This window comes from Nocardia sp. NPDC050793 (genome assembly GCF_040654065.1).
GTDB lineage: Bacteria > Actinomycetota > Actinomycetes > Mycobacteriales > Mycobacteriaceae > Nocardia.
The window spans coordinates 178,232-190,358 of the sequence record NZ_JBFAHG010000012.1 but is presented as its reverse complement, the minus strand read 5'-3'; the positions used below and the strand labels follow the sequence as shown (position 1 = coordinate 190,358).

10 protein-coding genes and 1 pseudogene are annotated in these 12,127 nt (G+C 67.8%); 7 read left to right on the top strand and 4 right to left on the bottom strand.

What is annotated here, in order from left to right; all coding sequences use genetic code 11:
- Positions 1 to 103: 103 nt before the first annotated feature.
- A complete protein-coding gene (locus tag AB0H50_RS31470; protein ID WP_357459811.1) occupies positions 104 to 1,831 on the bottom strand; it encodes a recombinase family protein in 1,728 nt (575 codons plus the stop codon).
- Positions 1,832 to 1,851: 20 nt separating this feature from the next.
- Between AB0H50_RS31470 and AB0H50_RS31465 the strand changes: the two genes are divergently transcribed.
- Together AB0H50_RS31465 and AB0H50_RS31460 are read left to right on the top strand one after the other, a co-directional pair.
- Positions 1,852 to 2,568, top strand: a complete 717-nt coding sequence (locus AB0H50_RS31465) for a helix-turn-helix domain-containing protein (protein ID WP_357459808.1) — start codon at positions 1,852 to 1,854, stop codon at positions 2,566 to 2,568.
- A 243-nt stretch (positions 2,569 to 2,811) separates the two neighbouring features.
- Positions 2,812 to 3,291 carry a nucleoside deaminase gene (locus AB0H50_RS31460; RefSeq protein ID WP_357459805.1) on the top strand — a complete coding sequence of 160 codons (480 nt, stop codon included), beginning with the start codon at positions 2,812 to 2,814 and terminating at the stop codon, positions 3,289 to 3,291.
- A gap of 373 nt (positions 3,292 to 3,664) precedes the next feature.
- Here AB0H50_RS31460 and AB0H50_RS31455 read toward each other — a convergent pair whose 3' ends face one another.
- Positions 3,665 to 4,534, bottom strand: a complete 870-nt coding sequence (locus AB0H50_RS31455) for a DUF1460 domain-containing protein (RefSeq protein ID WP_357459802.1) — start codon at positions 4,532 to 4,534, stop codon at positions 3,665 to 3,667.
- Positions 4,535 to 4,615: 81 nt separating this feature from the next.
- On the opposite strand from AB0H50_RS31455, the gene AB0H50_RS31450 reads away from it, so the two are divergent.
- The 4 genes and pseudogenes from AB0H50_RS31450 (at position 4,616) to AB0H50_RS31435 (ending at position 8,872) form a co-directional block, all read left to right on the top strand.
- A complete protein-coding gene (locus tag AB0H50_RS31450) occupies positions 4,616 to 5,113 on the top strand; it encodes a MarR family transcriptional regulator (RefSeq protein ID WP_357459799.1) in 498 nt (165 codons plus the stop codon).
- Complete coding sequence (locus AB0H50_RS31445; RefSeq protein WP_357459796.1) at positions 5,106 to 6,749, top strand: MDR family MFS transporter; 1,644 nt, start codon at positions 5,106 to 5,108, stop codon at positions 6,747 to 6,749. Before AB0H50_RS31450 ends, AB0H50_RS31445 begins: the two co-directional genes overlap by 8 nt.
- Before the next feature lie 72 nt (positions 6,750 to 6,821).
- Positions 6,822 to 7,329: pseudogene (locus tag AB0H50_RS31440) on the top strand (PLP-dependent transferase); the annotation flags it as partial.
- Between the two features lie 598 nt (positions 7,330 to 7,927).
- A complete protein-coding gene (locus tag AB0H50_RS31435) occupies positions 7,928 to 8,872 on the top strand; it encodes a formylglycine-generating enzyme family protein (RefSeq protein ID WP_357459793.1) in 945 nt (314 codons plus the stop codon).
- Between the two features lie 350 nt (positions 8,873 to 9,222).
- Here AB0H50_RS31435 and AB0H50_RS31430 read toward each other — a convergent pair whose 3' ends face one another.
- Positions 9,223 to 10,236, bottom strand: coding sequence for an NADPH:quinone reductase (locus AB0H50_RS31430; RefSeq protein ID WP_357459791.1), 1,014 nt, complete (start codon positions 10,234 to 10,236; stop codon positions 9,223 to 9,225).
- On the bottom strand, positions 10,233 to 11,099 hold the full coding sequence (locus tag AB0H50_RS31425) for an aldo/keto reductase (RefSeq protein WP_357459788.1): 867 nt from the start codon (positions 11,097 to 11,099) through the stop codon (positions 10,233 to 10,235). The genes AB0H50_RS31430 and AB0H50_RS31425 overlap by 4 nt, the downstream gene beginning before the upstream one ends.
- 212 nt (positions 11,100 to 11,311) lie before the next feature.
- On the opposite strand from AB0H50_RS31425, the gene AB0H50_RS31420 reads away from it, so the two are divergent.
- Positions 11,312 to 11,899, top strand: a complete 588-nt coding sequence (locus tag AB0H50_RS31420; RefSeq protein WP_357459785.1) for a TetR family transcriptional regulator — start codon at positions 11,312 to 11,314, stop codon at positions 11,897 to 11,899.
- Positions 11,900 to 12,127 lie beyond the last annotated feature (228 nt).

The following is a 12,127-nucleotide window of genomic DNA, read 5'->3' as shown; positions in this document are numbered from 1 at the left end:
GATGACGTCAGATTCCGCCGATCCCAGCAGATCTCGGTCCCGGCATCTGACGCCAGAGTTCACCGATAACCGCCGTCAGGATTCACCAGCGGAGCCAGTGTGGCTATAGATCCCGCCACACGATCCCGACCGAGGATGTGTCGAACCGCCACGCCTTGCCATTCTGGTCGACCCATTTCGCGGCATACACCCGCGCGGGTTTGACGATGACCTTCTCGATCAGCCGCGCGGCGGCCTCATGCCGCCAGCGCGGACCCTTCGTATCCCACGCCTGACGCAATTCACCCGGCGTGGACCCGATGTCGGCCAGCACAGCGAGGGCTTGCGCGCCACGCAACGAATCCTGTTCGGCACGAAGCGCTTTCAGTGTCTGTTTCAGTCCTGCGATGGTGCGTTCGATCACCCGCAAGTCGTCGGCGTCACCGGCACCGGTCAGCACCTCGGTGCGGCGGTCGGTTTCGGCATCCAGATTCCCCGCCGTGGTCTCGATGCGCTGTTGCAGTTCCGCGATGCGCGCCACATTGTCGTTCCCGCGATCCAGACGGGCCAAGATCTCCGGGTGCTCGTATGCGGCGATCACCTGCTGCGCGACGTACATCTCCAACGCGCCCGCGTCCCGGAACACCCGCCCGCACCCACACGCCACCTTCGCCGAATCCTTCGACTGGCACCCATACCGGCGCTGAACAACGGTGCCGTTCTTGCGTTCACGCTCCAACTGCGAACCGACCATCCACGTGCCGCAATACTGCCCCGCCCGATCGCGGCCATCGCCCCAGGTGCCGCCGCACTCGGCCAGCCCGGTCAGCCAATACTCGCCGTTTCGCTGCCGGGGACGATCCGGCTCCTTGAGGCGGCGGTGCGCGGTCAAAGCTGCCCGCATCGCGTCGTGCTCGCTGCGGGTGAAAATACCCGGCCACTGCGCACGATGGCGGGTACCGGTGCGCGCGTGCACCCGAATGCCGTTCCCCTCCGGGTTGTTCAAGCACGCACACCGGGCACCGGTCGTGTCGGTGTGTTCACCCAGGTCGTAGACCACATACGCCTCCAACAGCAGCAGGTGAGACAGTTTGCCCACCCGCCACTTCCCGCCCTCGGACGTGGTGATCCCCCGGGCGTTCCAATCGGTGATGATCGTGGTCTGGGACTCGCCGTTGATCACCCGGTCCCGGCCCTCCTCGAGAACCGCTATCTCCTCGGCCCGCAACGCACACCGATCCAAAATGTCGGCACCGGTAAGCGGGTGGGTGCCAACGACTTTGCCGTACCCGAACCGGCGCGCACCGCCCTGCATCGCACCCTTGGCGGCCTCCTCGCCCATCCGGTCCAGGAGGTTTTCTGTGTTGGTTTCCCGGTACTCGGCGGCTTCGGCGACCTTGACCATGAAATTCTTGCGGCCCGCGCCCGTGGTCAGGTCGTACTCGGTGTCCTTCATGAACACATACCGCACTTGCTCGTCCCGGCCCAGCTTCATCAGCTCGTTGCCCAGGTCGTAATCACGAGTCAACCGCGCCACATCACGCGCAAGCACGATCTTCGCCGGGCCGCTGGCCACCAGCGCCAGCAGATCCCGCAACGCCGGACGATCCGCATCCGCGCCGGAAAGATCGTTGTCACACAAGATCCGCGCCAACCGCAACCCCTTCCGAGCCGCATACGCGACCTCGTTCTTGGCCTGCAACTGCACCCCCTCCGCCCGGTCCTTCTCATCCCGCGAAATACGGACATAGCCGTACACCCACTCCGCAGGGTCCACCCCCGCCACCCCAGCAGCCAAGGCAGCATTGATCTCGACAAGCCACGCCGGTTCCGTATACGTCGTCCTAGCCATACCACCAAGCTAGCGACGGAATGTATAGCGAACATGTCGCTGGGGTCAGCGCGGATTACTACACCCGCCTCGAGCAGGGCCGGGAGCGCAGGCCGTCGACCCAAGTGGTCGACGCGCTCGCCGCCGCGCTCGACCTGGACGAGGATGGCCGCGGGCACCTTTTCCGGCTCGCCGGACTCGCCCCCCGCGCGCACGCGACCGCAGGCGACCGCGTCGATCCGAGCCTGCTCGAGCTGGTCGCCGCCTGGCCGAACAATCCGGCGGTCGTCTACAACCGCGCCTACGACGTTCTGGCCGCCAACGCCATCGCCGACGCGCTGTTCTCCGGCTGGCGCCACTCCCGCAACCTGCTGCGGATCGTGTTCACCGATCCGGCCGCGCGAAGCTTCTATCGCGACTGGCCCGACGTGGCCCGCAACGTCGTCGCCGGATTCCGCCTGGGATACGGTGCGGCGCCGCATGATCCGCGCGTCCGTCAGGTGCTCGCCGACCTGCTCGAGGCGAGCCCCGAATTCGCCGAACTCTGGGCCCGCCACGACGCGCGTGGAAAATCATTGGAGCGCAAGCGGTTCGACCACCGCGACGTGGGACTCGTGGAGTTGACCATGCAGACCTTCGACGTACGATCCAGTCCCGGACAGGAATTGGTCGTCTACCACGCCGAGCCGAACTCACCGAGCGCCGAGGCGCTGGTGCTGCTCGGCTCCCTCGCCGCTACCCCACCCCAGGTGTACTGACCGCGGCTTCGGCTGCACCGAACAAGTACATCCATGCGCATATCTCGATAAGACGATTCCCGCTACCACCAAGCGCGGCGCACGACCTGATGGACCGCGTGATCGCGACTGGCACGGCAAGAACTCCGACGTGGCGATGCTCGCACACTCCCGCGAGTCATGAGGCAACGCCCCAGCCCCTTCACGCCCGCCGAAACGGCGGCACATAGCACTCCCGTAGCCGCCGCGGCATACGCTCGGAGCATGGTCGATGATGCTGATCTGGTGTACCTGCGGCGGTGCGTGGACCTGGCCCGGGAGGCGCTCGACGACTGCAACGCGCCGTTCGGCTCACTGCTCGTCAGTGACGGCCGAGTGCTCGCCGAGGCGAAGAACGGCGAAGGCGGCGGCGATCCGACGCGACATCCGGAACTCGAACTGGTGAACTGGGCCATCGCTCACCTCGCACCGACCGAGCGCGCGACCACGACCGTCTACACCTCCGGCGAACACTGCCCGATGTGTTCCGCCGCGCACGCCTGGGCCGGTCTGGGTCGCATCGTCTACGCCAGCTCGGCGGCACAGCTGACCGAATGGCTCGACGACATGGGCATTCCCCGCGCGCCCGTCCGCGCCCTATCGATCAACGAGGTCGCGCCGAACATCCCCATCGCGGGCCCCGCACCCCAACTGGCCGGCGCGATGCGCGAACTCCACCGCCTCCACCGGAGGCCCCACAACTGACCTGACGACCACTCCCCCGGGCACCCTTACCGGGCCGAGCCCTGCCAGGATGCCGTTTCGGCCTGACATCGGTCACGACAGCGGGACCCCACTTCGAGCGCGGCCGAAACGAAGCGTTCCCTCGGTGCCGATCACGTCGACGCACGCTCCGACGTTCCGGTTCTCGAAGGCCTCGCGGACCGGGGCGTCGGCTAGATCCACGCGCGAGGCGTACCGGCCGGGACTGCTCGACGGCGCCACAACGTAGTCGGTGGCCCTGGCGCCGTCGCAAAGTCCCGAAGCTCGGACGATGGTCCAGTCGAGCCCGTCACCGCCAGCTTCCGCCGCACTGCGAGCCGAGACCACCCCGGACACCTCCTGGTGGCCGGGCGAGTTACTGCGGCCGCAGCACCACGATCCCGGGTGTCGATCGCACGTAGTCGGCCAGCGGTGAATCGACCACCTGGTTGTTCGCCGCGAGGGAGGACGCGTTGCGGAAGACCGGCCCGTTGGACGTCATCACGAAGATGCCGACGTGGGTGACGTCGAGTCCGGGCTGGTCGGCGTAGGCGCCGATGTAGTCGCCGGTGCGGAGCTGCCCGATGACGTTTCCGTCCATCGCGGCGCTGGGAATGTAGGTGATGTCGCGGGCGACAACCGGCAACCCGGGGAGATACGTTCCCCCATCGGCTTTCGCGTTGAGCTGCTTGCCGACCGTCAGCGTCGCGGGGCTCAGCGTCGCGGTGATATCGGTCGCGGCGATGCGTGGGGTGTGCGACCAGTCGCTGAAGAAGTGTTTGCGTTGCGGGAAGTCGACGCGTCCGCCCGCATAGCGCGTCTCGATCAGGTTCGCCACGAACTGGTCGCGGTCAGCGGATCTGCTCAACGCCTCGACGTAGTCGAGGAAGGTGAAGCAGTCCACCCCGCGCAGGTCGACGACCAATTGCTCGGGTTGGGTCGCGGAGCCGACCAACATGTTCGCCCTGTACGGCGTACCGAGGAACCGGCTCGACAACAGCGCGAGCAGCTCCCCCTTGCCTGCGGCGGGTGCGGTGGCGCGCAGAGCCAGCAGCTCATCGATCTTTCGCGCGGTGACGTCGTCGAAGCTCGCGGCGTACGGCGCCCCCACCGCCGGCGCCATGCCGCATACGAGCGTCAGCAGAACGAGCAGTACGCGGGCGATGGTGCGCAAGACGCCTCCCGAGAGTTGACCGGTGCAGGAACTCACCGTAGCCCGCCGCCCCATCGGCCCGAAGTCGTCCATCCACAGAACTTAGTTGCTTAGCTCAAGCAATTGAAATATAGTTGCTGACTGCAAGCAAATGATTTCCTGCGGGGAGCGGACATGGCGGTATCACCCGATACAGCACAGAGCCTGATCAAGGAGCTCTACCTGATCGGCAGGGCGATCCGGATCACCCTCCTTCATCCGGAAGAAGGCCAGCTATTGCCCGGCGGCGTCGGCGTCCTGGGGACCTTGGAGACCAAGGGCCGATGCCGCCAGGTCGACCTGGCGGTGGATCTGTGCATCAGCGCCTCGGCGCTGAGCAGGCACGTCACCGAATTGGTCGGCGCGGGCTACATCAGCCGCCACGCCGACCCGAGCGACGGCAGGGCCACCCTCATTCAGGTCACCGACGCGGGCCGGGACCTGCTCGGCCGCGTCCGGGCGTCGCGGGCGCGCGGCCTGCAGACCGTCCTCGCCGACTGGAGCGAGGACGACGCCGAGCTCGCCTGCGAGTCGGTCCGCAAACTCAGGAATTCACTCGCCGCGCACGCGCAGCGCGCGGGAACGACGGAACCCCAGCCGGTTTCGACAGAGAGTCAGGGAGTAGATGTCTAGTTCAGTCGAGACGCCCGTGCGGCGCGACCCGGCCGCGATGAGCCATCGCGAAGTCCTCGAGGCGATGACCGGCCTGCTGGCCGCGCTGTTCACCGCCCTGCTGAGCACGACCATCGTCGCGACCGCGCTGCCCACGATCATCGGCGATCTCGAGGGATCCCAGACGGCATACGCGTGGGTCATCACGTCGGCCTTGCTCGCCAACGCCGCATCCACCCCGATCTGGGGCAAGTTCGCCGACCTGTTCAACAAGAAGCTGCTGGTCCAGACGGCGATCGTCATCTTCGTGATCGGCTCGATCATCGCCGGATTCGCGCACACGGTGGCCCTGCTGCTGGTCGCCCGGGTGATCCAGGGCATCGGCATGGGCGGGCTGACCGCGCTGGCGGTCGCGATCATCGGCAGCATCGTCGCGCCGCGTGAACGCGGCCGGTACTCCGGCTACATGGGCGCGGTGATGGCGGTCTCCATGTCGGGCGGGCCGATCCTCGGCGGCGTCATCGTCGACAGCCCCCTCGGCTGGCGCTGGTGCTTCTTCGTCTGCGTGCCACTGGCCGTGATCGCGCTCGTGCTGCTGCACCGGACGCTGCGGTTGCCCACCGAACGGAAGCCGGGCGTGTCGATCGACTGGCTCGGCGCCGCGCTGCTCACCGCGGGCGTCTCGGTGCTGCTGATCTGGGTCTCGTTCGCCGGGAAGGCGGGCTACTACGAGTGGTTCTCGCGGGAGTCGGCCCTGTACGTCGCCGGCGGCGTCCTGCTGCTGATCGCGACCGTGTGGGTGGAGTCCCGCGTCAAGTCGCCGATCATCCCGCTGCCGATCGTCACCGAACGCACCACCGGGCTGGCGATCATCGCCTCGATCGCGGTCGGTGTCGGCATGTTCGGCGCCACCACGTTCCTCGGCCAGTACTTCCAGACCGCGCGCGGCTATTCGCCGACCGCCGCGGGCGTGCTGAGCATCCCGCTGGTCGTCGGCATGCTCATCGCCTCGGTCGGCTCCGGGCAGCTGATCACCCGCTTCGGCAAGTGGAAGCGGTTCGTGGTCGCGGGCGGCGCGCTGCTGGTGATCGGGTTCGCACTGCTGTCGACCATCGATCACGCGACGAACCTGTGGTTGATGTGCGCCTACACCGTCGTCGTCGGCCTGGGCGTCGGCATGATGATGCAGAATCTCGTTCTCGCCGTGCAGAACACCGTGAGCGTGCACAATATCGGCGCCGCCTCCAGCAGCGTCGCTTTCTTCCGCACTTTCGGCGGCGCGATCGGCGTGTCGGTGCTCGGCTCGGTGCTGGCCACCCGGGTGAGCGAGCTGTCCACCGAGGGGTTCGCCAGGCTCGGTATCCAGACCCGCTCCTCCGGCAGCGGCAACCTGAACCTCGATGCGCTCCCCGGCCCCGTCGAGACGATCGTGCGCACCGCCTACGGCGACGCGACCGGCCGAATCTTCCTCATCGCCGCGCTGGCCACGGTCGTCGCACTGATCGCCACCGCGTTGCTGCCGAATCGCCCGCTGCGCAACACGATCGACATCGATCCGAAGCTGGACCCGATGCGCGCGCAGGCCGAGGACACTCCCCCGGCCGGCACATCGGCGGACAGCCGCGAGGACGACAAGGTGCGGGTACTACAGGGTTGACCAACCACGGCGGGGCGGCTCCGGACGGGCCGCCCCGCTCGCTGGTACGGCAAAGCGACCGAGTCGCGAAGCGCCGATCTCGGCGCGCCCGCGCATGCACTGAAGGCTCGGGTGCAGCTGCCGCGCGATCTCGGCGCGGCCATCTCGCCGTTCAACGCCTTCCTCATCAGCCACAGCCTCGAGACGCTGAGCCTGCGCGTCGAACGCCACGTCGCCAACGCCCAAGCGGTGGCGGAATTCCTGGTGGCGCGCCCCGAGGTCACATTCGTCTCGTACGCGGGACTGCCCTCCTCACCGCGGTACGACCGCGGTCGGGCGCTCGCCCCCAAGGGGTGATCGGCTTCGAGTTGGCGGCCGGGTGGACGCGGGCGAGCGTTTCGTCGAAGCCCTCACCTCGCACAGCCATGTCGCCAACCTCGGCGACGTGCGCTCGCTGGTGATCCACCGGCCTCGGCGACCCACTGCCAGCTCAACCCCGAGGGGGCTCGCCACGGGCGTCACCCCTGGTCTGGTCCGGCTCGCCGTCGGCATCGAGGGCATCGACGACATCCTCGCCGACCCGAGCACCGGCTTCGCCGCCGTCTGGCCGCGCCCGGTTCGGAGAGCCTCCTTCGCCCCCGCGACGGAGGCTCTTCGCCGATCCAGACGACGCGCAGCGAGCCCGTCGGGAGACGGTGCGGCGCGACTTTCACATTGGCGTTCGAGTCGGGCACCGACTCCCGGATGCCGAGATCGATGACACCTTCGAACTGCCCGTCGCTCATGCCTTCACCTCGGCGCTCGGCTCCGGTATCCGCGATGCGCGCTGGCACACTATTCGCTCACTGCGTTCGCTCATGAGGAACCCCTGTCGTGATGCTCGTCGACGTCGCGGGACCGCTGCCGCCCTGGCGATTCGATCACTGCCGCCTAGCCGCTCGCCTCATCCGTCACGGGTGAGATCCCGATCGAGACCGCAAACTGGGCATGGCCCGATCACACCGCATTCCCAGCGCTCCAGCACACCTTGGGCTACCATCCTGGGGTCGTTGCTGTTTCGACCTTGATTCACCCGATTCCGATCGGTTCGGACCATGCGTTCCGGCGTCCGGCCTCCGACATCGACCCGCGGTGGTCGAGGCGATACCCGACTTCCGCGGTGGGATGGCCGGTTTCGCACGAAAACGGAGAGGACGGCCATGGAACACCGCTCTGGCGACGGGCCCGAGGGATGCTGCGCGCCGCACTCCGAACGGACGATCCTTCCCGGCGCGGCGGCCGGGACCCAGGCCCGCGGCGACACTCCCGCCACGCTGATCCCCTTGCCCGGCGGAACATTCCTCATGGGCGACGAGAGCGCATGGGCCTATCCGGGCGATGGAGAAGGTCCCCGTCACCGGGTGACCGTCGGCTCCTTCGCCATCGACCAGTACACGGTCAGCAACGCCGACTTCGCCGCCTTCGTCGACGCGACCGGCCATCGCACCGACGCCGAGCGGTACGGCTGGTCGTTCGTCTTCGCCGGTCTGCTCCCCGAGGACGCGCCGCCGACCAGGAGCGTGGTGGGCGCACCGTGGTGGCGGCAGGTGGAAGGCGGCGAATGGCGCCACCCCTCGGGACCGGGATCGCACATCGACGACGTCCTCGACCATCCGGTGGTGCATGTCTCCTGGAACGACGCCCAGGCCTACTGCGCCTGGTCGGGCACGCGGCTGCCGACGGAAGCCGAATGGGAATACGCCGCGCGGGCCGGATCGGCCGACCCGTTTCCCTGGGGGCCGGACCTCGAACCGGACGGACAGCAGCGGATGAACGTCTTCCGAGGCCGATTCCCGCGCACCGACCCCGGCGCGCATCTCGGCACCGTCGCGGTCGACGCCTTCGCGCCCAACGACTTCGGCCTGCACAATGTCACCGGCAATGTGTGGGAGTGGTGTGCCGACTGGTACGCCCGCGACTACTACCGGCACAGCCCCGAGCGGAACCCCACCGGCCCCGCTAGCGGAGCGGGCCGAGTCATGCGCGGCGGTTCCTATCTCTGCCATCACTCCTACTGCCGCCGATATCGCGTCTCCGCACGGCAGGGCAGCGAACCGATGTCCTCGACGGGCAATCTCGGATTCCGAGTCGCGCAGGACCGCTGACCAGCAGCCGCGCCCGATACCGTCCGCCCGGCATCTCGGAGTCACACGACATCGGCGCATGCTGTCTCGACGACCAGCGCCAGGCCTCGGCGTGCACAGTGATCGTCGTCGAGCTCCGTCTGTTCGACGAACTCGCCGATACCGGTGTCGCATGCTTCGTGCCCTGCACGCGCCGGTGTCGGTGTGGTCGGTGATGTCGCAGAACTGTAGGTCTAACAGGAGTTGTTGAACACCACCACTTTTCAACACGATTGTTCGACACCATGCCGGAACGGTCGATCTGGTGTGACTCGCAGCGATGTGTGGCGGTGTTCTCGCACCGTTAGATGGCGCGCCGATGACGAGGATCGTCACGACGTGACGTCGACCAGGACCTTGCCGACCGCGCCGCCTTCGACTGCTCGGTGGGCATCCGCGGTGCGGTGGAGGGGAAAGCGGACCAGGGGTAGGCCGTGTTCCTCGCCGACCGGCAGGGCACCGTCACGGACGGCGGCGGCGACGTCTGCGACGGCCGCGGCGCGGGCGTCAGGACCGGCGGTGTAGAGCACTATGAACTGCAGGCGGGTGTTGCGCACCATGTTCTGCGCCACGTTCAGTTCGACCGGTTTGCCGCCGTTGTTGGCGTAGGTCGAGATCGTGCCGCGCGGCCGTAGCACGGCCAGGTCCAGGGCGAGGTTCGTGCCGAGCGCCACCTCGGCGACGATGTCCACGCCGTCAGCAGCGATCGCGCGGATCTCGGCGGTAGGGTCGCCCTCGCGGTAGTTGACCACGTGGTGGGCCCCGGCGGCGGTGGCCAGCTGGGCCTTCTCGGGGTTGCTGACTGTGCTGATCACGGTGGCACCGGCCCAGCGGGCGAGCTGGATCACCGCGTGCCCGACCGCCCCGGCCCCGCCCGCAGCGAGTACCACTTTGTCCGCCAGCGCGCCGGGCCTCAGCCGGCGCGGCCCGTCTTCGGAGACGGTGAGTGCGCGGTGCGCGGTCAGTGCGGGAACACCGAGGGTGGCGCCGACATCGAAACCGGCCTCGTCCGGCAGTGGCACGGCCTGCACGGCCGGTACGACGGTGAATTCCGCGGCGGTGCCGGTGGGCCGGCCCGCTGCGGCCATGAACAGCCACACCCGCTGACCGACCTGACTCGGATCGCCTCCTTCGCCGACGGCGTCGATCACACCGGCACCGTCCAGGTGCGGCGTGATCTCCGGGAACGCCATGGCCTGGCCGGCGCGGGCCTGCCAGTCGGTGGGGTTGACCCCGGACACGGCCACTCGGACGCGGACCTCGCCGGGACCGGGCAGGGGCGGTTCGCGGTCAACCAGGCGGAGAACGTCGGGACCGCCGTTGTCGCGGTAGACCACGGCCTTCACGACGCCACGCCGATCGCGACGTTGTTGGAGCGGGACTCGACGGCATCGAGAGTGGCCAGTGTGTGCGCGTCGAAGGTGATCTCGCCGACCGCCATATTGGCCTCCAGGTGGGTGGGGTCGCCGGTGCCGGGGATGAGCAGGATATTCGGCGCATGGTGCAGCAGCCAAGCAAGACCGACCTGGGACGGGGTCACCTCCATGGATTCGGCCACGGCGTGCACGGCTGGCTCGTCAACGACCCTCGGCAGGCTCGGGAATCCGCCGCCGAGCGGGAAGAACGGCACCCACGCGATGCCCTCGGCCGTGCACAGTCGCAGCGTGTCCTCGTCGTCACGGGAGACGAGGCTGTAGGCGTTCTGCACGCAGGCGATGCCAGCCGGCAGGGCGCGGCGCAGGCCGTCGAGGGTGACGCTACTCAGGCCGATTGCGCCAATCTTGCCCTCGTCACGCAGGGCGGTCATGGTCGCCAGCTGGTCGTCGAGATCGACCACCTGGTCGCCTTCCGGACGCAGTCCGGGGCCGGTATCCAGGCGTCGCAGGTTGACCACCGGGAGTTGGTCGAGGCCAAGGCTGCGCAGGTTGTCCTCGACGCTGGCCCGCAGCTGCTCGGGCCGCTGCGCGATCCGCAGCGGCACAGGCCCGACCGGGTTGGGGTCGGCGCCGACCTTGGTGACGACCAGCACGTCGTCCTCGGGGCGCAGGACCTGGCGGATCACGGTGTTGGCGAAGCTGAAGCCATAGAACTCGGCGGTGTCGACATGGTTGACGCCCAGCTCAACGGCACGGCGGAGCAGGGCGACGGCCTCGTCGTGGCGGTCATGCAGCCGCGAGAGTTGGGCCGCGCCGTAGCCGATCCGAGACACGGCGCGACCGGCAATGGAAGCGGTGGAGGTGTTGATGACGAGTCTCCTCGGTCGGTGGTGGCGGGATGCCGCCACCTTATAGACTTGGAATGACAGATTTCAATAGTTGTCAGTCACGGAATGGTCGTGGAATGTTTGACCGCTGACTCGGTGGCGACATAGGTTCGCGAGGCTGATGACGTGACCAGCCGACAAAGAGACAAGGAGGCCCGATGCGCGGGGAGCCGCTCGACGCGGAGACGATTGTGTCGGCCACTGAGGAGATACTGCGTCGACACGGTCCGGACAAGACGACGGTGCTCGACGTCGCACGGCAGCTGGGCGTGAGCCACGGCAGCGTGTACCGGCACTTCGCATCCAAGGCCGCGCTCCGCGAGGCCGTGATCCGGCGCTGGCTCGACCAGGTGCGGAACGAACTCACCATCGTGGCGCAGAACTTCGAACTGCCTCCGGCCGAGCGGTTGCGAGCACTGCTCACCACCATGTTCGCCATGAAGTGGGCGAAAGCCGGGGCGGACCCGGAGCTGTTCGCCACCTTCCGAGTGCTGGCGGCCGAGCACAGCGCCGTGTCCTGCGACCATGTCGGCTTCCTGGTCGCCCAACTGCGGGACATCATCATCGACGGTGTCGCCGCCGGCGACTTCGTTGCGGGCGAGCCGGAAATGATCGCACGGGCCGTCCTGAACGCAACGAGCCGCTTCCATGATCCGACACACGCCGCGGAATGGGACTCCCCCGAGACCGAAGCGGAATCCGCGGCGGTCGTCTCACTCATCCTCGACGGCCTTCGGGCCCGGTGACGTCCCCGGAGTGACGTTGGTCTGCAGTGACGGGGCAGCTGCTGTCCTGAACTAGAGATGCCTGACGCACAGACCGTCCTGCAATCGGCTGCTTATGGAATGCTCACGTCATCGGGTGAGAAAGTGCAACGGCTCGGACAACTGGCATCAGCGTCCGGATACGAACGTTCGCGAGACACTCTGCGGCGCGGGATGTTCCCGCAGGTCGCTTCTGTAACGGTTGCCGTG

What these genes read in the sequence shown, in the direction of transcription:
- AB0H50_RS31470 (WP_357459811.1), bottom strand. Translation starts at nt 1,831, where the DNA reads ATGGCTAGGACGACGTATACGGAACCGGCGTGGCTTGTCGAGATCAAT.
- AB0H50_RS31465 (WP_357459808.1), top strand. Translation starts at nt 1,852, where the DNA reads ATGTATAGCGAACATGTCGCTGGGGTCAGCGCGGATTACTACACCCGC.
- AB0H50_RS31460 (WP_357459805.1), top strand. Translation starts at nt 2,812, where the DNA reads ATGGTCGATGATGCTGATCTGGTGTACCTGCGGCGGTGCGTGGACCTG.
- AB0H50_RS31455 (WP_357459802.1), bottom strand. Translation starts at nt 4,534, where the DNA reads ATGGACGACTTCGGGCCGATGGGGCGGCGGGCTACGGTGAGTTCCTGC.
- AB0H50_RS31450 (WP_357459799.1), top strand. Translation starts at nt 4,616, where the DNA reads ATGGCGGTATCACCCGATACAGCACAGAGCCTGATCAAGGAGCTCTAC.
- AB0H50_RS31445 (WP_357459796.1), top strand. Translation starts at nt 5,106, where the DNA reads ATGTCTAGTTCAGTCGAGACGCCCGTGCGGCGCGACCCGGCCGCGATG.
- AB0H50_RS31435 (WP_357459793.1), top strand. Translation starts at nt 7,928, where the DNA reads ATGGAACACCGCTCTGGCGACGGGCCCGAGGGATGCTGCGCGCCGCAC.
- AB0H50_RS31420 (WP_357459785.1), top strand. Translation starts at nt 11,312, where the DNA reads ATGCGCGGGGAGCCGCTCGACGCGGAGACGATTGTGTCGGCCACTGAG.